This is a genomic window from Nocardioides aromaticivorans (assembly GCF_013408525.1).
Taxonomy (GTDB): domain Bacteria; phylum Actinomycetota; class Actinomycetes; order Propionibacteriales; family Nocardioidaceae; genus Nocardioides; species Nocardioides aromaticivorans.
In genome coordinates, this window is the sequence record NZ_JACBZM010000001.1 from 2,597,581 (window position 1) to 2,618,059 (window position 20,479).

The 20,479-nt window shown below is 73.1% G+C and carries 20 protein-coding genes; 7 read left to right on the plus strand and 13 right to left on the minus strand.

Going from position 1 to position 20,479, the window contains the following annotated elements:
- Positions 1-3: 3 nt before the first annotated feature.
- Positions 4-720 carry a hypothetical protein gene (locus BJ993_RS12235; protein WP_179649013.1) on the plus strand — a complete coding sequence of 239 codons (717 nt, stop codon included), beginning with the start codon at positions 4-6 and terminating at the stop codon, positions 718-720.
- On the opposite strand, the gene BJ993_RS12240 is transcribed toward BJ993_RS12235, so the two are convergent.
- From BJ993_RS12240 to BJ993_RS12265, 6 genes are all read right to left on the minus strand, one after another.
- Positions 707-1,948 carry an HNH endonuclease signature motif containing protein gene (locus BJ993_RS12240; protein WP_179649014.1) on the minus strand — a complete coding sequence of 414 codons (1,242 nt, stop codon included), beginning with the start codon at positions 1,946-1,948 and terminating at the stop codon, positions 707-709. The genes BJ993_RS12235 and BJ993_RS12240 overlap by 14 nt on opposite strands.
- A gap of 388 nt (positions 1,949-2,336) precedes the next feature.
- The gene (gene pyk / locus BJ993_RS12245) at positions 2,337-3,761 is read right to left on the minus strand and encodes a pyruvate kinase (protein WP_308645552.1); all 1,425 of its coding nucleotides are present in this window, start codon (positions 3,759-3,761) and stop codon (positions 2,337-2,339) included.
- Between the two features lie 38 nt (positions 3,762-3,799).
- Positions 3,800-4,987, minus strand: coding sequence for a GAF domain-containing sensor histidine kinase (locus BJ993_RS12250; RefSeq protein WP_179649016.1), 1,188 nt, complete (start codon positions 4,985-4,987; stop codon positions 3,800-3,802).
- Positions 4,988-4,991: 4 nt separating this feature from the next.
- Positions 4,992-6,170 carry an MFS transporter gene (locus BJ993_RS12255; protein ID WP_179649017.1) on the minus strand — a complete coding sequence of 393 codons (1,179 nt, stop codon included), beginning with the start codon at positions 6,168-6,170 and terminating at the stop codon, positions 4,992-4,994.
- Positions 6,167-7,006 (minus strand): alpha/beta hydrolase family protein, encoded by an 840-nt coding sequence (locus BJ993_RS12260; RefSeq protein WP_218864687.1) that lies wholly within the window; start codon positions 7,004-7,006, stop codon positions 6,167-6,169. Before BJ993_RS12260 ends, BJ993_RS12255 begins: the two co-directional genes overlap by 4 nt.
- 4 nt (positions 7,007-7,010) lie before the next feature.
- Complete coding sequence (locus BJ993_RS12265) at positions 7,011-7,691, minus strand: type 1 glutamine amidotransferase family protein (RefSeq protein WP_179649018.1); 681 nt, start codon at positions 7,689-7,691, stop codon at positions 7,011-7,013.
- A 112-nt stretch (positions 7,692-7,803) separates the two neighbouring features.
- Between BJ993_RS12265 and BJ993_RS12270 the strand changes: the two genes are divergently transcribed.
- Positions 7,804-8,433, plus strand: coding sequence for a GTP pyrophosphokinase (locus tag BJ993_RS12270; protein ID WP_179649019.1), 630 nt, complete (start codon positions 7,804-7,806; stop codon positions 8,431-8,433).
- A gap of 2 nt (positions 8,434-8,435) precedes the next feature.
- On the opposite strand, the gene BJ993_RS12275 is transcribed toward BJ993_RS12270, so the two are convergent.
- The gene (locus tag BJ993_RS12275; protein ID WP_179649020.1) at positions 8,436-9,068 is read right to left on the minus strand and encodes a CoA transferase subunit B; all 633 of its coding nucleotides are present in this window, start codon (positions 9,066-9,068) and stop codon (positions 8,436-8,438) included.
- 1 nt (position 9,069) lies between these two features.
- A complete protein-coding gene (locus BJ993_RS12280) occupies positions 9,070-9,834 on the minus strand; it encodes a CoA transferase subunit A (protein WP_036549897.1) in 765 nt (254 codons plus the stop codon).
- 128 nt (positions 9,835-9,962) lie between these two features.
- Here BJ993_RS12280 and BJ993_RS12285 point away from each other — a divergent pair, with 128 nt between their 5' ends.
- Positions 9,963-10,784, plus strand: coding sequence for an IclR family transcriptional regulator (locus BJ993_RS12285; RefSeq protein ID WP_308645553.1), 822 nt, complete (start codon positions 9,963-9,965; stop codon positions 10,782-10,784).
- On the opposite strand, the gene BJ993_RS12290 is transcribed toward BJ993_RS12285, so the two are convergent.
- A complete protein-coding gene (locus BJ993_RS12290) occupies positions 10,741-11,559 on the minus strand; it encodes an arylamine N-acetyltransferase family protein (RefSeq protein ID WP_179649021.1) in 819 nt (272 codons plus the stop codon). The genes BJ993_RS12285 and BJ993_RS12290 overlap by 44 nt on opposite strands.
- A 71-nt stretch (positions 11,560-11,630) precedes the next feature.
- Here BJ993_RS12290 and BJ993_RS12295 point away from each other — a divergent pair, with 71 nt between their 5' ends.
- Positions 11,631-12,365 carry an SDR family NAD(P)-dependent oxidoreductase gene (locus BJ993_RS12295; protein WP_179649022.1) on the plus strand — a complete coding sequence of 245 codons (735 nt, stop codon included), beginning with the start codon at positions 11,631-11,633 and terminating at the stop codon, positions 12,363-12,365.
- 7 nt (positions 12,366-12,372) lie between these two features.
- Positions 12,373-13,287 (plus strand): LLM class flavin-dependent oxidoreductase, encoded by a 915-nt coding sequence (locus BJ993_RS12300; RefSeq protein ID WP_218864688.1) that lies wholly within the window; start codon positions 12,373-12,375, stop codon positions 13,285-13,287.
- Here the strand turns inward: BJ993_RS12300 and BJ993_RS26350 are convergent.
- From BJ993_RS26350 to BJ993_RS12310, 3 genes are all read right to left on the minus strand, one after another.
- Positions 13,271-13,798, minus strand: coding sequence for a gamma carbonic anhydrase family protein (locus BJ993_RS26350; protein ID WP_179649023.1), 528 nt, complete (start codon positions 13,796-13,798; stop codon positions 13,271-13,273). The two genes, BJ993_RS12300 and BJ993_RS26350, sit on opposite strands and share 17 nt — an antisense overlap.
- Positions 13,799-13,824: 26 nt before the next feature.
- On the minus strand, positions 13,825-13,959 hold the full coding sequence (locus BJ993_RS25890) for a hypothetical protein (protein ID WP_257026870.1): 135 nt from the start codon (positions 13,957-13,959) through the stop codon (positions 13,825-13,827).
- 141 nt (positions 13,960-14,100) lie between these two features.
- Complete coding sequence (locus tag BJ993_RS12310; RefSeq protein ID WP_218864689.1) at positions 14,101-15,144, minus strand: enoyl-CoA hydratase/isomerase family protein; 1,044 nt, start codon at positions 15,142-15,144, stop codon at positions 14,101-14,103.
- 76 nt (positions 15,145-15,220) lie between these two features.
- On the opposite strand from BJ993_RS12310, the gene BJ993_RS12315 reads away from it, so the two are divergent.
- Together BJ993_RS12315 and BJ993_RS12320 are read left to right on the plus strand one after the other, a co-directional pair.
- Positions 15,221-16,057 carry an SDR family NAD(P)-dependent oxidoreductase gene (locus tag BJ993_RS12315; protein ID WP_179649024.1) on the plus strand — a complete coding sequence of 279 codons (837 nt, stop codon included), beginning with the start codon at positions 15,221-15,223 and terminating at the stop codon, positions 16,055-16,057.
- A 32-nt stretch (positions 16,058-16,089) separates the two neighbouring features.
- On the plus strand, positions 16,090-17,481 hold the full coding sequence (locus BJ993_RS12320) for a VWA domain-containing protein (protein ID WP_257027393.1): 1,392 nt from the start codon (positions 16,090-16,092) through the stop codon (positions 17,479-17,481).
- Between the two features lie 62 nt (positions 17,482-17,543).
- On the opposite strand, the gene BJ993_RS12325 is transcribed toward BJ993_RS12320, so the two are convergent.
- Positions 17,544-20,348 carry an FAD-binding and (Fe-S)-binding domain-containing protein gene (locus tag BJ993_RS12325; RefSeq protein ID WP_308645554.1) on the minus strand — a complete coding sequence of 935 codons (2,805 nt, stop codon included), beginning with the start codon at positions 20,346-20,348 and terminating at the stop codon, positions 17,544-17,546.
- Positions 20,349-20,479 lie beyond the last annotated feature (131 nt).

Here is a 20,479-nt window from a genome sequence, read left to right on the forward strand (position 1 = left end):
CCAATGGAGGACGGCAATCGGCCGAGCGTGGGGTCGCAGTGGTGGATCGGGCTGGACTCCTGGGTCCTGCAGGACGGCAACTACACCGACTTCGTGGTCGGCCAGCGTCGACAGTTCGCACTCGAGTTCGGCTACCGGCGGGGTGCTCGCCTCACGGTGACCGAGGCCCGTCAACGGGCCTGCGTGCACACCGGGCAGAGCATGACCTACGCCGTAACGGGCGAGCTCGTCCGTGCGCCGCGGGAGCGTGAGCTCAACGCGTTCGTCCTCGACTTCGGCCTGCGCGCGTACGACGAGTGGATGGTCCTCGATGACCTGGAGCCGCCGCCGCCGGGTTCGTGGCTCCAGGGGGAGATCTCCCTCCATGTCGACCACTTCACCTACATGGATGTCCTTGCCCGGGTGCCAGGCATGCCTCCTCTCATCCACGCATGGCGCATCGATGACATCCAGGTCGACACCTCGCCTGTCATCTGGATCGACGCGTCCCATCCGGACTACGTCGGGCCCGACGAAGGCCCGTCGCCGATGCGTGACCCTGATCGGGAGAGCTGGCGCTCTGTGCGCCGCACCCGCACGTGGGAGCACGGCGGAGGGTACCGGCTCCTCTGCACCTTGCTCGACGAGACGCCGGTCTCGACGATGTCCGCATCCGGGACGCGCTCGCGCTACGGACCGTTGCGAGGAAGACGGCTCCGACTGCCCTCTAGGCGGCGGTGACCTTGCGTGTTCCGGTCTGGTCGACCAGGTAGTGGGCCCCGTGTGGGTCTCGCCAGATGACGATCCCGGGGAAGGGTTGTCGGACTTGCCAGCCGGCGTGGGTCTTGATCCGGTGGTGGGTGCGGGTGAGGGGGCCCAGGTTGTCGGTCGACGTCGGTCCGCCCTCGGCGTAGGGGATCTGGTGGTCGAGGTCGACGTTCTTCGTCGTGTTGGCGGCGAAGGGGAACGTGTCGCCGGGGTGGATCAGGTGCACCGCTTCGCGGAGCCGGTGCGGGATCTCGTAGGCGTCGACGGCGGCGCCCTGGTTGAGATTGATGACCGGCTGGACCTTGACCTGGCTAGCGAAGTGGGCGACCAGGTGGCGGACGTACTCGATCGTCAGGGGGCCGTGGCCCTCCATCCGGGCGATGGCCGAGTCGGGGGTGCAGTGCAGCCGGATCAGGACCTTCGGCTTCACCGGCCCGACCGAGAGATCGACGTGGGCCTCAGGGTTGGTCAGCAGTGCGAACGCCGCCAGGCGTCGTTCGGTCTTGGTGGCGTCGGGCATCTGGTCCTTCAGCCCGTCGGCGGTGGCGTCGATGCCGGCCTCGGAGCCGAGGATCACGGCGGCGTGGTTGCGGATGGTCATCGTCATGATGCCGTGCTTGTCGACGCGGGAGCGGCGGATGAAGGTGTCCTTCGCTGCCGCTTCCTCCTTCGCCTTCGCGAGCTCGGGGGAGGCTGCGGCGACCTTGCCCTCGACCACGGCCTCGAACCGGGCCCAGGCCAGGCGGCCGTCGGCGATCTCGACGACCTCGGCGTCGACCCAGGCGGCCTCGTCCGCGGTGAGTTCGCGGGTGGCGTCGGCGACATGCCGGGCGTGGGTGGAGCGCACCTGGCCGGCTTTCACGCCGGCCCAGAGCTTCGGGAGCCGGTGAACGAGGTCGACGGCGTCGGCGATCAGCCGTTTCGCGCCGTACGGGCTGGTCTGGATCCGGGCGCCGAAGGTTGCGGCGGCGTGCTCGGTGATCCGCGGCGTACCGGCTGCGCCGGCGGGCTTGGCCCGCTCCCGACCACGCTTGTCAGCAGGAGGAAGCGCGTCCGGTGAGTGCAGGACGGCCCACTGGTAGGCCGCTTCCAGGATGTCGCGTTCGGCGTCGAGCCGGACTGCGTGGCGCTGCTCGGCGAAGGACAGCACCGCATCGGCGGACATGTCCGCGAGCTGGTGGCGTCGGTCCCGAGTGGCCATACGTGTATTGGATCACGGGGTGCCGACACAACCAGCCGGCCCGGAACCCGCCTGTGAACAACCACGCTCCCACCGGGCCTTGTGGACGACAACTGGCGCAAGGAGTGACTCGACGAGGCCGCCGGACCGCACCCGACAACCGAACCCAGCTACCTGCCCGCCGTCCTCGTCGCTGCGCTTGAAGACCCGACCGCCGACCAACCGCAGGGCACAGCAGGTGCACCAGAGCAGGGGGTCTCGTGACGGTCGCTGCGCGACCTCCTCGACCACCGGGTCGCTGCGCGACCTCCTCGACCACCGGGTCGCTGCGCGACCTCCTCGACCACCGATCGCGCCCCCAGTGACGACAACCCCTCCCGGGCTCGCGTGAAGCCGAGGGAGCGGCCTGTCAGTCGACGTCGACCGCGTCGCCCAGCCGGTGCACCTTCAACGTGTTCGTCGACCCCGGGGTGCCGGGCGGCGTACCGGCGATGATCACGACGAGGTCGCCGCGCTCGACGGCGCCGCTCGCGATCAGCGCCCGGTCCACCTGGCGGATCATCTCGTCGGTGTGGTCGGCGTGCTCGACGACGTGGGTCTGCACGCCCCAGGTCAGGCCGAGCTGGTCGCGGACCAGCGGGATCGGCGTGAAGGCGAGGACCGGCACCGGGGAGCGGTGGCGGGCCAGGCGGCGGGCGGTGTCGCCAGAGGTGGTGAAGGCGACCAGGCAGCGGGCGCCGAGGCGATCGGCGACCTCGACGGCGGCCTTGGCGATGACGCCTCCGTTGGTGCGCGGCTGCCAGTCGATCGGCGCCATCCGGTCGAGTCCGTTGTCCTCGGTGGACTCGATGATCCGCGCCATCGTGCGCACGGCCTCGACGGGCCAGGCGCCGACGCTGGTCTCGCCGGACAGCATCACGGCGTCGGCGCCGTCGAGGACGGCGTTGGCGACGTCGGAGGCCTCGGCGCGGGTCGGGCTGGGCGCGGAGATCATCGACTCGAGCATCTGGGTCGCGACGATGACCGGCTTGCTGTCGCGGCGGGCGGCGTCGATGACCTGCTTCTGCAGGAAGGGCACGTCCTCGAGCGGGCACTCCACGCCGAGGTCGCCGCGGGCGACCATGAAGGCGTCGAAGGCGTCGATGACCTCGGCGAGGTTGGCGACGGCCTGGGGCTTCTCGATCTTGGCGACGACGGGCCGGTGGATGCCCTCCTCGCGCATGATCGCGCGCACCTCCTCGGCGTCGGCGGCGTCGCGGACGAACGACAGCGCGACCAGGTCGACGCCGAGGTGCAGCGCGAAGCGGAGGTCCTCGCGGTCCTTCTCCGACAGCGCCGGCACGGACACGGCGACGCCCGGGAGGTTGAGGCCCTTGTTGTCGCTGACCGGACCGGGGACGACGACGCGGGTGTGCACCTCGGGCCCGTCGACGGAGGTGACCTCGAGGACCACCCGGCCGTCGTCGACCAGCACGCGGTCGCCGGCGGCGACGTCGCCCGGCAGGCCGTCGTACGTCGTCGAGCAGCGTCGCGCGTCGCCGGGCACGTCCGCGGTGGTGATCGTGAAGTCGGCGCCCGCCTCGAGCCGGACCGGGCCGCCGGGGACCTTGCCGAGCCGGATCTTGGGGCCCTGGAGGTCGGCGAGGATCGCGATGCCGCGCCCGGCCCGCTCGGCCGCCTCGCGCACGAGCTGGAAGGTCTTCGCGTGGTCGCCCTGGCTGCCGTGGCTCATGTTGAGCCGGGCCACGTCCATGCCGGCCTCGACGAGCTCGGCGATCACGTCCGGCGTGGACGTGGCGGGTCCCAGGGTCGCGACGATCTTTGCTCTGCGCACGGGGCAACCGTAGCAAAGCATTCCGGAATGTGGAAGAACTATTCCTTATCGTGAATGTCTGGCAGTACCAGCCACACCACGGCGCCGCCCGTCGGGGCGTCGTCCACCCCGATCCGACCGCCGTGCGCCTCCACCGCGCGGCGTGCGGTGGCGAGGCCGATCCCCGAGCCCTGCACCGACCGGTCCCCGCGGGCGTGGAGCGCGAAGACCTGGTCGCGGTCGGCCGGCGGGATGCCCCGCCCGTTGTCGGTGACGGTGACCCGCCACCCGTCGCCGTCCCGTGTCGCGGCGACCTGCACCTCCGGCGTCCGGTCGGGCGGGGTGAACTTCACCGCGTTGGCGACGAGGTTCTGCAGCACGGTGTAGAGCAGGGTCGGGTCGCCCACGACCTCGGGGAGCGGGGCGCGCGCGATCCGCGCGGATCGCTGGGCGAGGACCGGGCCGAGGTCGTCGAGGACGTGGTCGAGCACCTCGTCGAGCGGTACGACGCTGCGCTCGATCTCGGACCCGACCCGGGCGTAGCCGAGGATCGTGTCGATCAGCCCGGCCATCCGGCGACCGGCGTCGTACGTCGCGGTCACCAGTTCGCTCACGGCCGGATCGGCGACCACCGCCGGCTCGGACGCCAGGAGCTCGGTGTTGGCGAGGATCGCGGTCAGCGGCGAGCGCAGGTCGTGGCTCACCTGGCCCGCGAAGAGGGTCAGCAGCTCGTTGGAGCGGGAGAGCTCGGCCTGGGACAGCTCCAGCTGGCGGCTGCGCAACCGGAGCTCGAGGACGTCGACCACGCGCTGCGCCACCACCTCGAGGACGGCGGCGCGCTCGGCCGCCAGCTCGTGCGGCTCGGTGTCGAACACGCAGAGCCGGCCGATCGTCGTCCCCTCGGGCGTCACGAGGGGAGCCGAGGCGTAGAACCTGACGGTGTCGATCTCGCCGGACACGAAGGGGTTCTCGGCGAAGCGCGGGTCGACGCTGGCGTCGGGCGCCACGACGGGGGCGGGGTCGTCGAGGACCACGGCGCACATCGAGTCCTCGCGCGAGCAGACCGACGGGTCGATCCCGGCCGCGGCGACCTGGTGCTGGTGGTCGCGGGTGATCAGGTTGATCGCGGCGTTCGGCACGCCGCACACGAGGGCCGCCAGCTCGGCGAGGGCCTGCAGGTCGCGACCGCCGGGCTCCTCGAGGACCCGGTAGCGGGCGATCGCCTGGTCGGCAGAGGGAGTCACCACGAGGTCAGCGTAGGTGCGACGGGTCGGGGCGCAGCTGGAACGCGCGCAGCAGCGCGGCCGCCAGGGCCAGGCCGGTGAGGACGAGCAGCGGGGCGGTCGTGCCCACGCCGGCCCGCAGCGCCTCGAGCAGGACCGGCAGCCCGAACCCGAGATAGGTGCAGACGTAGTAGATGCCGACCGTGACACCCCGGTGCTCCGGCGGGGTGAGGCGCTCGACGTCGACCAGGCCGGCGCGCAGGCAGAGCCCGTACGCCGACCCGAGCACCACCGACGTGACGACGAAGAGCGCCACGCCCGGGTGGGCGTCGACGCGCGCCGCGACCGCGAAGCCGGCGGCCGCGAGGAGCGCCCCGACGACGCCCGCCCGCGGACCCCAGCCCGCGCGGCGGGCGGCGACCTGGACGGCGACACCGGTCCCCAGCGCCAGGGCGGAGGCGAGCCCGGGGACCAGCGGTCCGCTGAGGTCGCCGCCGAGCCGGCCGGCGAGGACGACAACCGGGACCGTGACCGCCGAGAACACCCACAGGGCCATCGGCACCGAGCGCACCAGCGCGCGGCCGATGCTCCGCTCGACGGTCGCGGGCGCCCCTGCCGCCGGGGTGGGGGCAGGGGCGTGCGTCGGTGGAGCGGCCGGCGTCGTACGGACGACGGCGAGGAGGACGGATCCCACCGACAGGCCGATGGCGACCGCGAACGGTGCCCTGACCGCGGCGCCGGACGGGACCGCCTCCGCGACGATGCCGGACACGAGCGGGCCGCAGGCGAAGCCGGCGGTGAGGGTGGCGCCGGCGACGGTCGTGCCGCGCGCGCCGCCGAGGTCGGCCGCCCAGGCCGTGCCGCCGCTGATCGCGAGGCCGACGCCCACGCCGACGACGAGCCGTCCCGTGTAGACGCCGGCCGCCGGGTGCCAGGCGAGCATGAGCGCGTTGCCCGCGGCCGCGACGACGCTGCCGGTGAGCACCACCGACCGGCGGCCGATCCGGTCCGACAGGGCACCGCCACCGAGCAGGCCCGGCAGCAGGCCCAGCGCGTAGACGCCGAAGGCGCCCGCGAGCACCGTCGCCGAGAGGTGCTCGGTCTCGCGCAGCACCGGGATGACCGCCGCGAAGTGGTTGGTCGCCCATCCGGCGACGAGGAGGACGACGAGGACGACCCGCAGCTCCCGGCCCTTCGGCCGGTTCATCCGATCGTGTCGAGGATCGCGAGCTGTCGCGTCCACGCCTGCGAGCCCGGGTCGATCACCGTGAAGTGGTCGCCGTCGACCTCGACCAGCGTCGCCTCCGCCCCGGCCGCGGTCGCCCGCTCGACGTAGTCCACCGACTGGCTGAACGGCACGTTGGCGTCGGCCCGGGCGTGCACGCACCAGACGGGTACGTCGAGGGGGAGCTGTTGCGCCGGGTCGAACCGCGCATCGGCGCTGGTCGCCGGGTGGCCCAGGAGCCGCGCGACCGCGCCGCCGCCGAGGCCGTCGCGGTCGGCCGCGCGCAGGTCGAGCACGCCCGCCTGGCTGACCACGTGCGTCACCGGGACCTGCTCCGCCCAGCCGTGCCGGCCGCGGGCGGCGGCCCAGGTCGCGAGGTGCCCGCCGGCGCTGTGGCCGAGGGTGACGACCGTGGAGGTGTCGACGTCGAGGCGGGCGAGGTGGTCGATGCCGGTGGCGACGTCGTCGAAGGTGCGCGGCGCGCCGCCGCCCCCGCCGGGACCGGTGCCGACGCGGCGGTACTCCAGGTTCCAGGCCGCCCAGCCGGCTGCTGCCAGCGCCTCGGCGAGCGGGAGGCCGAGCGAGTCGGCGTCGTACTCGCTCTTCCAGAAGCCGCCGTGGACCACGACCACGACGCCGCGGGGCGTGCCGTCGGGGAGGAGCAGGTCGCCGTACTGGCTGGGGTCCTCGCCGTAGGTGTGTCGACTCATCCTCGTTCTCCGCTCCGTCTCCTTGGCTTCGTCGTGGCCACCGCACGCTGCCGCCGCGGCGCCGAGGGCGGCGAGGCCGGGCAGGCCCAGCACGGTCCGGCGGCGCACGGCCTCAGCGCACCAGCACGCCGTCGCCGCTCGGCGTCACCGCCAGCGCCTGGCCGGCGCCGTGCACCGCCACCGCGCCGTCGCTGACGACGACCGCGGTGTGCTCGTCGACCGCCCGCGCCTCGGGCACCAGCCCGGCGGCCACCGCCGCGACCGCGCGCGGCAGCGTGCCCCACTGGGCGGCGTGCACGTCGACGGCGAACGGCACCCGGCCCAGGCCCGGGACGACGGTGACCTCGTCGAGGTCCTCACCGGCGTCCTCGCCGCAGACCGGCCGGCCGCCGAGACGCCAGCCGCCGACGATCGCCCGCTCGGCCGCGATCGCCGCGCCCGCGGAGAAGCCGGCGTAGGGCAGGCCGGCCAGCAGCTCGCGCTGGGGGACCACGAGCTCGGCGTAGAGCGGGGTCAGCCCGCCGGCGACGAAGACGCCGGCCACGCCGTCGAGGTCCGCGGCCTGCAGCGGCCGGCCCGGGGAGAGCACCACGTCGCGGACCGAGGCCGCGTCCGCCAGCAGCCCGCGCCAGCGCGGGAGGTCGACGCCCTCGCCGTCGTCGACGACGACGCTCGCGACCTCGCCGCCGCCACGACCGGACACGGCGGTCGTGAACGGCGCGAGCAGGCGGCGTACCTGCTCCTCGTCGCGGCCCCCGCCGATCAGCACCGTCAGCATGCTCGCCTCACCCATGGCCGCGACCCTAGTCCCCTCGTCCGACGTCAACCGGAGACCCGGCACACTGGTGGGGCCGACCCCTCCGTACCCCGCACGACACCGCCGGCCGAGACCCGCCAGGAGCACGATGAGCACCGTGAGCCCGTTGCCCGAGGAGGCGCGCGCGCAGGAGATCGGGCAGTTCCTGCTGAACTACAAGTTCGGCCTCGACGAGATGCTGACCAAGATCAACATCCTGCGCGAGGAGCTGGCGTTCCGCGGCACGGGCAACCCGATCGAGCACGTCAGCTCGCGGCTCAAGTCGATCGAGAGCCTCCGCGCCAAGGCCGAGCGGATCGGCTGCCCGCTCGAGCTCGACGCCATCGCCGAGCAGATCACCGACATCGCCGGGGTCCGCATCGTGTGCGCGTTCATCGCCGACGCCTACCAGGTCCTCGACATGCTCACGACCCAGCCGGACGTCACCGTCCGGGTGATCAAGGACTACGTCGCGCGCCCGAAGCCCAACGGCTACCGCAGCCTGCACGCGATCGTCGAGATCCCGGTCTTCCTGTCCGACGACGTACGACGGGTGCCGATCGAGCTGCAGATCCGCACCGTCGCCATGGACTTCTGGGCGAGCGTCGAGCACAAGATCTACTACAAGTACGCCAAGGACGTCCCCGGCGAGCTGGTCGCCGAGCTCGCCGCCGCGGCCCGGGTCGCGCACGACCTGGACCAGCGGATGGGCGAGCTCCACCGCACCGTGCACGGCTGACGTCAGCCCGCCAGCACCTCGGGCTCGGTCTTCTCCCGCACCTCGTCGAGGGTCACGTCCGGTGCGAGCTCGACGAGGCGCAGCCCTTCCGGCGTGACGTCGAGGACGCACAGGTCGGTGATGATCCGCTGGACGACCCCCCGGCCCGTGAACGGGAGCGAGCACTCGCCGACGATCTTGTAGGAGCCGTCGCGCGCGACGTGCTCCATCAGCACGACGACCTTCTTCGCGCCGTGCACGAGGTCCATCGCGCCGCCCATGCCCTTGACCATCTTGCCGGGGATCATCCAGTTGGCGATGTCGCCGCCGGCGGAGACCTGCATCGCGCCCAGGATGGCGGCGTCGATCTTGCCGGAGCGGATCATCCCGAAGCTGGTCGCGGAGTCGAAGAAGCTCGCGCCCTTGCGGACGGTGACCGTCTCCTTGCCTGCGTTGATCAGGTCGGGGTCGACCTGGTCCTCGGTCGGGTAGGCGCCCGTGCCGAGGATGCCGTTCTCGCTCTGCAGCACCAGCTCGACGTCGTCGGGGACGTAGTTGGGTACCAGCGTCGGCAGGCCGATGCCGAGGTTGACGTAGTCGCCGTCGGAGAGCTCCGCCGCGGCGCGCGCCGCCATCTGCTCACGATCCCACGCCATGTCAGCGCACCGTCCTCTTCTCGATCCTCTTGTCTGCTGCCTGCTCCGGCGTGAGCGGTACGACGCGGTCGACGTACACGCCGGGGAGGTGGACGTCGTCCGGGGCGATCTCGCCGGGCTCGACGAGCTCCTCCACCTCCGCGACCGTGATCCGGCCGGCCATCGCCGCCGGGGGGTTGAAGTTGCGCGCGGAGGCCTTGAAGACGAGGTTGCCGTGCCGGTCGCCCTTCCAGGCGCGGACCAGGCCGAAGTCGGAGACGATCGCCTCCTCGAGCACGAACTCCTGCTCGCCGTCGCGGGTCTCGAAGGTCATCACCGGCTTCTGGGGCGAGGTCTTGACGACATTGCCCGCGTCGTCGTACTTCCACGGCAGGCCGCCCTCGGCGACCTGGGTGCCGACACCGGTGCGGGTGTAGAAGGCCGCGATGCCGGAGCCGCCGGCGCGCATCCGCTCGGCGAGCGTGCCCTGCGGGGTGAGCTCGACCTCGAGCTCACCGGAGAGGTACTGCCGTGCGAACTCCTTGTTCTCCCCGACGTACGACGCCACGACGCGCCGCAGCCGGCCGGCGGACAGCAGCAGGCCGAGCCCCCAGTCGTCGACGCCGGCGTTGTTGGAGACCACCTCGAGGTCGGTCGTGCCGGCCTCGAGCAGGGCGTTGATGAGCACGGAGGGGATGCCGCACAGTCCGAAGCCGCCGACGGTGAGGGTGGCGCCGTTCGGGATGTCCGCCACGGCCTCCGCGGCCGAGGAGAAGACCTTGTCCATGCCCCGACGGTCCTCCAGCCGCGCTGGTGCGGTCAACAGGTGAGCGCGATTCTCCGCCTGATTGCTCAGCGTCCGGGCAGTAATGTCAGCGGACGTCCATTGAGTGGACGCAGCGCTAGAGTGGCTGCGTGGCCGGTGCCGTGGAGAGTGGAGCGACCGTTGTGGGCCGGGTCGGCGCGCTGCTGCGCGCCCTCGCCGCGCGTGAGCCGGACGGGGGGAGCACGACCGGCCTCGCCGCCGCCGTCGGCCTGCCGCGCCCGACCGTCCACCGGCTGCTGTCGGCGCTGCGCGACGAGGGCATGGTCGAGCGTGACGAGGCCAGTGCGGCCTGGCACCTGGGACCGGAGTGCTTCCTGCTCGGCGCGGCCGCGACCAGCCGGCACGACATCGCGCCGGTGGCCCGCGAGGCGGTGCTGCGGATCGCCCGCGAGACCGGCGAGAGCGCCTACTTCTCCGTCCGTCGCGGCGACGAGACCGTCTGCCTGCTCCGCGAGGACGGCAGCTTCCCGATCCGCTCGCACGTGCTGCACGAGGGCATCCGGTTCCCGCTCGGCGTCGCCTCGGCGGGCCAGGTGATCCTCGCGTTCCTCCCCGAGCGCGAGCGCGAGGCCTACCTGCGGCGCGCGGACCTCGTCGCCGCGCACGGCAGGCAGCACTCCAGCCGCGCGCTGCGGGCCCGGGTCGCGCAGACCCGCGAGCTGGGGTACGCCGTCAACCCGGGCCTCATCGTCGCCGGCAGCTGGGGCATCGGCGCTGCGGTCTTCGACGCGCACGAGGAGCCGCGCTGGGCGTTGAGCATCAACGGCATCGAGGCCCGGATCGCGCCGCCGCGGCAGGACGACCTGGGCCAGCTGCTGCTGCGCGAGGCGCACCTGCTGGGCGCGCGGATGGCCCGGCCCCAGGCTCCTAGGCCAGCCTGGCCAGCAGGCGCTGCTCCTCGTCGTCCGTGAGCGGTACGGCGAGCGCGCGCAGCCACCCCGCGAGCTCCCCGTCCTCGAGCTCGCGGTGCTCGGTCGGCTCGCCCGGGCGTCGTACGGTCACGGTGGTGGCGGTGAGCGACACGTGCCGGCCCTCCTCGTGCTTGGTGACCATCAGGCCGCTGCGGAAGTGCGACGAGGGGAAGGTGCTCGTGTAGTGGTGGCCAATGACGACGTCCACCGGGCGGACGGGCAGCTCGTCGGTGGTGTGGGTCAGCTCCCAGCCGGCCTCGCGCAGGCGGAGGAGGCCCCAGGTGCCGTCGGCATTGCCGACCACCCGGTAGGGCCACCCGCGCTGGTCGGACTCCGCGCCGTCGGCCAGCGGGACCGGGCGGACCAGGCTCATCCCGAAGCCCGGGTCGCAGAGCAGGCGCTCGCCGTCGAGCGCCACCTCGACGGTCATGTGGGTGCGGCCCTGGACGGTGCCGGTGGCCGGGTCGCCCACGCGGCCGAGGTGCCGTCGGACGTCGTACCCGAGGCGCTCGAGGGCGGCCGCGAAGACGCTCGCGTGCTCGAAGCAGTAGCCGCCGCGGCCCCGCTCGACGAACTTCGCGTTGAGCGCCTCCATGCCGACCCCGGGGTGCTGGTCGAGGAGGACGTCGATGTTGTCGAACGTGAACGTCCGCACGTGCGCCTCGTGGAGCGCGTCGAGGGTGGCCCGGTCGGGCGCCGGCCCGGCGGGGACGCCCAGGCGGGTGAGGTAGCCGTCGAGGTCGAGCTCCTCGGCCTGCCAGCCGTTGTCGGTCATGGGGTGAGCGTAGGAGCAGACAGGAACTAGAACGCGTTCTATTGTGGGGCAGCCGATCCACAGGAGGACCCATGACCACCGCCCCCGCCCGCGCCCAGCGGTTCACCGACCGCCGCGTCGTCGTCACCGGAGCCGCCGGCGGCGTCGGCCAGGTCGTCGCGGACCTGTTCCGCGAGGAGGGGGCGCGCGTGGTCGCGACCGACGTGGCCGCGGCGGACGGCGTCGTACCCTGCGACCTTGCGGACGACGCCGCCCGCGACGCCTTCGTGGCGGACGCGCTGGCCGAGCTCGGCGGCCTCGACGTGCTGTGCAATGTCGCCGGCATCCAGCAGTTCGCGGAGATCGGGAGGATCACCGCCGCGGGCCTGCGCCGTCACCTCGACGTCAACGCCGTCGCGCCGCTGCTGCTCGCGCAGTCGTTCGCCGACGCGCTCGTCGAGAGCAAGGGCAATGTCGTGTCGGTCGCGTCGATCTCGTCGGTGATGGGGCAGCCCTACAACGCGCAGTACTGCGCCTCGAAGGCCGCACTGCTCCTCGGCATGCGCTCGCTCGCCGTCGAGCTCGGCACCAAGGGCGTGCGGGTCAACTGCGTCTCGCCCGGCGGCATCGCGACCCCGATGGTCGAGGCGGCCGCGGCCGGCCTGCCGCAGGACGTGAACTGGGACCTGATCGCCAAGAGCACCTCGGTCATCCCGGGCTTCATGCCGCCCGCCGACGTCGCGGAGTCGCTGCTCTTCCTCGCCTCCGACGCGGCCGCGTCGATCACCGGCGCCAACCTGGTCGTCGACCGCGGCGTGGTCTGGTGACGCCGCGATGACGATGGACGTCGGGATGACGCTGCCGGTGATGGAGCCGGACGTCGACCCGGCGCTGCTGCGCGAGTGGGCCGAGCGGATCGACGCGGGTCCCTACGGCTCGCTGTGCTTCGGCGAGCGGATCGCCTTCGACAACCCCGACATCCTCACCCTGCTCGGCGCGGTCGCGGCGTGGACCTCGCGGGTGCGGCTGAGCGCCACGGTCGTCGTACCGCAGCTGCACGACCCGGTGCACCTCGCCAAGGCGCTCGCCACCGCCGACCGGCTGTGCGGCGGCCGGCTCTCGGTCGGCCTCGGCGTCGGCGGGCGCGAGGAGGACTACGCCGCCGTCGGCGCCGACTGGGGCACCCGCACGATGGCCGGGCTGGCCGAGCGGGCCGCGGTGCTGCGCCGTGTCTGGGCCGGCGAGAACCTCACCGGAGCCACGCGCCCCGTCGGCCCACGGCCGCACCGCCCGAACGGGCCGGAGCTGCTGGTCGGCACGCTCGGGCAGCGTACGACGCAGCACGCGGCGCGATGGGCCGACGGGCTGGCCGGGATGACCCTCGGCGCCGACGTGGACGAGACGGCGGCGCTCTTCGACGTCGCCCGGGCCGCGTGGGCGGACGCCGGACGACCGGCGCCGCGGCTGACGACGTCCTTCTGGTTCGCGCTCGCCGAGGCGAGCGACGACCCGCGGGCGCAGGTGCACGCGCACCTGCGGCACTACATGAACTGGCTGCCCGTCGAGCTGGTCGACGCCCTGGCGCCGACGGCCGGCTTCGCCGGGACGCTGGCCGAGCTCGACGAGCTCCTGGACCGGTTCGCGGAGATCGGCACCGACGAGGTGCAACTGATCCCGACCGGGGGCGACCCGCGCCAGGTGGACCTGGTCGCCGATCTCGTCGCCGGTCGGCTCAGTCGACGGGCGTGATGCCCTCGCGGTGCCGCTTCGCCAGCTCGGCGTAGTAGGGCGCGTTCGTCTCGACCCAGAAGGCCGCTCCGGTGCCCTCGATCGGCTTCTTGACCTGCGCCGGGCTGCCCGCCGCCAGGACGCCGTCGGGGATCTCGGTGCCGGGCGCGACGAGCGAGCCTGCCGCCACGAGGGTGCCGGCGCCGATGCGGGCGCCGTCGAGGACTGTGGTGTCGTTGCCGATCAGGCCCTTCTCGCCGAGCGAGTCGCCGTGGAAGACGCACGCGTGGGCGACCGTGGAGTGGGCCCCGATCTCGACGGTGACGTCGGGTCCGCCGTGCACGACCGAGTTGTCCTGGATGTTCGCGCCCTCGCGCACGATGATCGTGCAGATGTCGCCGCGGAGGACGGCGCCGTACCAGACGCTGGCGCCCTTCTCGATCCGTACGTCGCCGATCAGCGTGGCGGTCGGGGCGACGAACGCCTCGGGGTGGACCTGCGGGGACTTGCCCTCGAACTCGTACGCGAACACGCCCAGCAGGCTAGGTCAGAGCGTCTTCACAGCGTGAACCAGGTGACGAGCAGGCCCTCGGAGCAGCGCTGGCAGCTGGCCACGGTCCCACCGCAGTGGCGGATGTGGGTGATCAGCAGCTGGAGCTGGTCCCGGGTCGTCGTCGAGGTGTGCCAGGTCATCGCCCACCCCTCCTTCCGGTCCCTGTGCTCGCCGTCGAGCACACTTCGATGGTGCACCTCGCGCACGCCGTTCCACCTCCCCCGTACCGGTGGACGGGATAGTCCGTTCGGGGGACCAAGGTCCCCTCCGTCCGGAGGGGCTCAGCCCGAGAGCCCCAGCTCCCGCTCCCCGGCCGACGCGAAGTACGACGCCACGGTGGCGTCGTCGACGTCGCGCACGTGCGGCGGCTGCCACCGCGGGTTGCGGTCCTTGTCGACCACCTGCGCGCGCACGCCCTCGACGAAGTCGTGGGAGGTGTGGAAGCGAAGGGCGAGCCGGTACTCCAGGTCGAGGGCGGGCGGCAGCGTCTCGAAGCGGGCGGCCTCGCGCAGCGCGCGCAGGGTGACCCGGACCGACGTCGGCGACTTCGCCTCGATCGTCGCGGCGGCCCTGGTCGCCTCCTCGGTGCCGAGCGCCCGCAGCCGGTCGAGGATCACGAGCACGTCGTCGCCGGCGTAGGCGTCGTCCAGCCAGGTCCGTGCCGCCGCCAGCGGGGACGGCGGCGCCGGCTGCTCGAGCGCCGCGATCGCCTCGTCGGCATCGTCGGTCGCCAGCGCCGCGAGCAGTGCGGGCAGGCGGTCGGTGGGCACGTAGTGGTCGGCGAAGCCGATCGCGATCGCGTCGCCCGCGCCGATCGAGCCTGCGGTGAGGCCGAGATGGGTGCCGGTCTCGCCGGGCGCGTGGGAGAGCAGGAAGGTGCCGCCGACGTCCGGCAGGAAGCCGATGCCGGTCTCCGGCATGCCGATCGACGAACGCTCGGTCACCACCCGCTGCGGCGCGTGCGCCGACAGGCCGATCCCGCCGCCGAGGACGATGCCGTCCATGACCGCGACGTAGGGCTTGGGGTAGGCGGCGATGGTCGCGTTCAGGCGGTACTCGTCGGCCCAGAAGCCCGCACTCTCGGTGCCTCCCGCCTTCGCGTCACGCCACATCGCGACGATGTCGCCACCCGCGCAGAGCCCCCGCTCACCGGCGCCCGTGAGCACGACGGTCCGCACCGTGTCGTCGTCCCTCCACTCCTCGAGGGCGGCGGTGATGATGCCGACCATCTCGTGGGTGAGGGCGTTGATGGCCCGCGGCCGGTTGAGGACGATGTGGGCCGCGTGGCCGTCGCGTCGCAGCAGGACGGGGGGCTCGCTCGTCATGGCGGTCATTGTGCCGAGGCCGCCGGCGGCGGCGGACATCGTGGCCACCGAATAGAACTGGTTCTACTGTGGGGCCATGCCTGCTCCCGCCCGTCGTGCCGTCGTCACCGGCGCCGGTCCCGGCTCCATCGGCGAGGCCGTCGCCGCCCGGCTCGCCACCGACGGCTGGGACGTCGTGGTGACGACCCGCGCCACGCCCGTCGCGGGCCGCGATTGGCACCCGCTCGACCTCGCCGACCGGGCCTCCGTCGCCGCCTTCGCCGGGTGGTACGCCGACCGGTCGGACCGCCTCGACCTGCTCGTCAACAGCGCCGGGATCCATCTCGACCTCGGGTCGCGCTGGACCGAGCCGCAGCTCCTCGACGGCCACGAGATCCACTGGCGGACCAACTACCTCGGCACCGTCGACCTGACGACCGCGCTGCTGCCGGCCCTGCTGACCGCCGCCGACGCGACCGGCGACGCCCGCGTGCTGCACGTCGTCTCGCAGCTGCACGAGCGGGGGACGGTCGACGCGATGCTCGGCCGGCCGGTCGACTACGACTCGTGGGCGGCCTACGGCACGTCCAAGCTGGCGCTGGTCCACCACGCCGCCTCCCTCGTCGAGGAGTACGGCGACCGGGGGCTGCGCGCGATCCCCGTGCACCCCGGCGCGGTGTCGACCAATATCGCGAACCGCGGCCTCGAGACCCGGCCCGTGCTGCGGCGGCTGCGCAACCTCGCCCGGCCGCTCGAGCGTCGCGTCCTGATGACGCCGACCGCCTCGGCCCGGGTGCTGGTGGGGCTGGCGACGGACCCGGCCACCCCGTCGTCGTACCACCACAAGGCGCACGCGACGGAGCCCTCGGAGGCGGCCGGCGACCTGGTCGCGCGGGCCGAGCTGGCCCGTACGACGGCCTCGTGGCTCGGGTAGGCGCCGTCCGTACGATGTGACCCGTGACCCACATGTTGACCCGGGGCGGCAATGTCGGAGTGACCCAGGCCGGGCTGTCGGCCCGCGTGGTGGTGACCCTGACCTGGGACACGAAGGACGGGGTCGACGCCGACCTCTCGGCCTTCCTCTGCACCGCCGCCGGGAAGGTCCGCTCCGACGACGACTTCATCTTCTACAACCAGCCCCGCGGCGCCGGTGGTGCGGTCACCCACCTCGGCAAGGGGCCTCGCGGGTCCGGCACGGTCGACCGCGTCCAGGTCGACATGTCCGCCCTGCCGGCCGACGTCGACAAGGTCGTCATCGGCGCCTCCCTCGACGGCAGCGGCAGCTTCGGCGCGCTGACCGGCCTGGGTGTGGAGGTCGCCGCCGACGAGAGCGCGCCCGCCGCCGTCCGCTGCGAGATCCCGGCCACGAGCGAGACCGCGATGGTCTTCGCCGAGGTCTACCGCCGGGGCGGGGAGTGGAAGATCCGCGCCGTCGGGCAGGGCTACACCAACGGCCTCGCCGGCCTCGCCGGCGACTTCGGGGTCGACGTGGCCGAGGAGGCGCCCGCGCCGGTCGCAGCCGCGACCCCGCCGCCCCCGCCGCCGCCCCCGGCTGCTCCGGCTGCTCCGGCTGCTCCGGCTGCTCCGGCGACCCCCGCGATCAGCCTCGAGAAGAGGCGCGTCGTCGACCTCGAGAAGAAGCTCTCGGGCAAGGGCGACACCGCGATGCTCTCGCTCGTCAAGAGCGCCGGCGTCTCGCTGGAGAAGAAGGGCCTCGCGGAGCACACTGCGCGCGTCGCGCTCGTCCTCGACATCTCCGGCTCGATGTCCTCGCGCTACTCCAAGGGCCTGGTCCAGCGCCTCGCGGAGCGGGTCCTCGCGCTCGGCCTGCGCTTCGACGACGACGGCGCCGTCGACGTCTTCCTCTTCGGCAACGCGGTGCACCAGCCGGAGCCGCTGACCCTCGACGGCTACCAGCAGTACGTCAAGGGCATCACCAAGCAGTACAAGCTCGAGTACGCCACCAAGTACGGCGCCGCGATGTCCGCGATCCGCAAGCACTACTTCGGGCACTCGGGCGACCGTGGCGAGCCGGTCCCCGACACGACGCCCGTCTACGTCATGTTCATCACCGACGGGGCGCCGACCGACAAGGCCGTCGCGACCAAGCAGATCCGCTCGGCGTCGTACGAGCCGATCTTCTGGCAGTTCCTCGGCATCGGCTCGGACCGGTTCGAGTACCTCCAGCGCCTCGATGACCTCGACAACCGCTACACCGACAACGCGGACTTCTTCGCCGTCACCGACGACGAGCTGATCGGGCGCAAGCCGATCAGCGACGACGCACTGTTCGAGCGGCTGATGACCGAGTACCCCGACTGGCTGCGCCGGGCGCGCGGCAACGGCTTGCTGCACTGACCGGTGGTCGAGGAGGTCGCGCAGCGACCGTCACGAGACCCCCGCAACCCACGCGCCGGACGTCACCGCCCGGCGAGCAGCTCCGCGAGGTGCTTCGGCCTCGCCGTCGGCGCCAGCTCGTCGAGCTGGGTGCGGCACGAGAAGCCGTCGGCCAGCACGACCGCGCCCTCCGGTGCCTGCCGGACGGCGGGCAGCAGGTTGGCCTCGGCGACGGCGAGGGACACCTCGTAGTGGCCCTGCTCGACGCCGAAGTTGCCCGCCATGCCGCAGCATCCGGCGACGGCCTGGACCGCCGCGCCGGCGCGCACGAGCAGCGCCCGGTCGGTCTCCCAGCCCATCACCGCGTGGTGGTGGCAGTGCGGCTGCGCGACGACCGTGACGCCGGACAGGTCCGGCGGCGTCCAGCCGTCCGTGCGGGTCAGCAGCTCGGCGAGGGTGACCGTGGCGGCCGCGACCGCGGCAGCGTCCTCGCCGGAGACCAGCTCGGTGAGCTCGTGGCGCAGGACGGCCGTGCACGAGGGCTCGATGCCCACGACGGGCAGCCCGGCCTTCGCGTCGGCGGCCAGCGCGTCGACCATCGAGCGCAGTCGTCTGGCGGCACCGTCGAGCTGGCCCGTGCTGATCCAGGGCAGGCCGCAGCACTCCTGCTGGCGGGTGATCCGCGGTGCGTAGCCGGCCTCCCGCAGCACCTGTGCCGCAGCGTCGGCGACCTGCGGCGCGAAGTGGTTGGTGAAGGAGTCGACGAAGAGGACGACGGGCCTGCCGGTCTGGTCCGACGCGGCGGAGAAGGTACGACGGAAGGTGCGCCGCGCGAAGGTCGGCATCCGCCGACGGGTGTCCACCCCGGAGGCCTTCAGCGCCAGGGTGCGGACCCAGTCGATGTCCATCGACCTGTTGGCCAGCCTCGGCGTCAACGAGCCGACCTTCGCCCAGCGCGGAAGCCAGCCGACGACGTAGTGCGAGCGAGGGCGCAGCCTGCGCTTGTAGGTCTGGTGCAGCACCTCGGCCTTGTAGCTGGCCATGTCGGTGCCGGTCGGGCAGTCCGACGCGCAGCCCTTGCAGGCGAGGCAGAGGTCGAGCGCCTCGTGCACGGCGGGCGAGCCCCACGAGATGTCGCTGTCGCCGTTGACGATCTCCTGCAGCAGGCGCGCGCGGCCGCGGGTGGAGTGGATCTCCTCCTTGGTCGCCTGGTACGACGGGCACATCACCCCGCCCGAGCCGGTGTTGTCGGCGCGGCACTTGCCGACGCCGGTGCAGCGGTGCACGGCCTGGCCGAAGTCGCCGCCGTCGCTGGCATAGGCCATCGCCAGGCCCTTGGTCAGCTTCGCCGTCGAGGTGTAGCGCAGGTCGGCGGTCAGCGGCGCGGCATCGACGATGATGCCCGGGTTGAGGAGGTCGCCGGGGTCGAAGGCCTTCTTGATGCTGGACATCAGGGCGAGCGCCTGCGGCGAGTACATGCGCGGCAGCAGCTCGCTGCGGGCCCGGCCGTCGCCGTGCTCGCCGGACAGCGAGCCGCCCAGCGAGGAGACCAGGTCGGCGGCGTCCTCGACGAACGAGCGATAGCGGTCCGGCCCGTCGGGGGAGTCGAACGCGAAGTCCATCCGCACGTGCACGCAGCCCTCGCCGAAGTGCCCGAACGGCATGGCGGTCAGCCCGTGCTTGTCGAGCAGCGCGTCGAAGCTGGTGAGGTAGGTGCCCAGCCGGTCGGGGGGTACGGCGGCGTCCTCCCAGCCGGCCCACGCGGGACGGCCGGAGGGAGCCCGGCCCGCCAGCCCGGCCCCGTCGGCCCGGATCTTCCAGAGCCGGTCGGCGGTGCGCGGGTCGTCGACGACCAGCGCCGAGACACCGAGGCCGGCGCTCGCGAGCAGGTCGGCCTGGCGTCGTACGTCCTCGGGGGAGTCGCCGGACAGCTCGACGAACATCCACGCGTCACCGGCCGGCAGGGGCGGCACGGCGCCCGGCCCGCGGCGCTCGAGGATCACGTCGACGATGCGCCGGTCGATGCCCTCGCAGGCCGAGGGCGCGAACGCCAGCACCTGCGGGGTCGCGTGGCCCGCGGTGGGGAAGTCGGGGAAGCCGAGGACGACCATCAGCGAGACGGGCGGGTTGCGGACCAGCCGGACCGTCGCCTCGGTGATGACCGCGAGGGTGCCCTCGGAGCCGACGAGGGCGCGGGTCGGGTCGAAGCGCTCGGGCAGCAGGTGCTCGACGGCGAGGCCGGACACGTGCCGTCCGAAGGTGCCGAACTCGGTCCGCGCGGTCGCCAGGTCCTTCGAGACGATCTGCTCGACCCGGCCCAGCACGTCGCTGTCGGCCGACCAGCCGTCGGGCCCGGTGACCAGCTCGGTGCCGTCGGCGAGCAGCGCCCGCAGGCCGAGCGTGTTGTGCGAGGTCCGGCCGAAGGCCAGCGAGCGCGCGCCGCACGCGTCGTTGCCGATCATCCCGCCGATGGTGCAGCGGGTGCTGGTCGACGGGTCCGGGCCGAACTTCAGCCCGTGCGCGGCGACCGCCTTCTGCAGCTGCGCCTGTACGACGCCCGGCTGGACGACCGCCGTACCGGCCTCGGCGTCCACTGACAGCACCTGGTTCATGTGGCGGCTGAAGTCGAGGACGATGCCCGGGCCGATCGCGTTGCCCGCCACGGACGTACCGGCACCGCGCGCGGTGATCGGGACGCCGAGCTCACGGGCGGCGGCCAGCGCGGCCCGCACCTCGTCGGCGGAGCGCGGGAACACCACCGCCGCGGGCGGGACGCGGTAGAGCGAGGCGTCGGAGGAGTACGCGGCGAGGACGGCCGCGTCGTCGCTGACGTCGGTTGCTCCGTGCCGCCGGACCTCGGAAGCGATCTGGGAAGAGGGGCCGGGCACGGACCGAAATCTATCGGGTCCGCCAGACACTAGGTCGTGTCTCCCATTCCTCGGTGGATGCCCGGGGCGTCCAGCGCGTGCGATGGCAAGGCGCCGGCGCGCTGGCATGCTGGGCGCACGTCGAGCGTCGG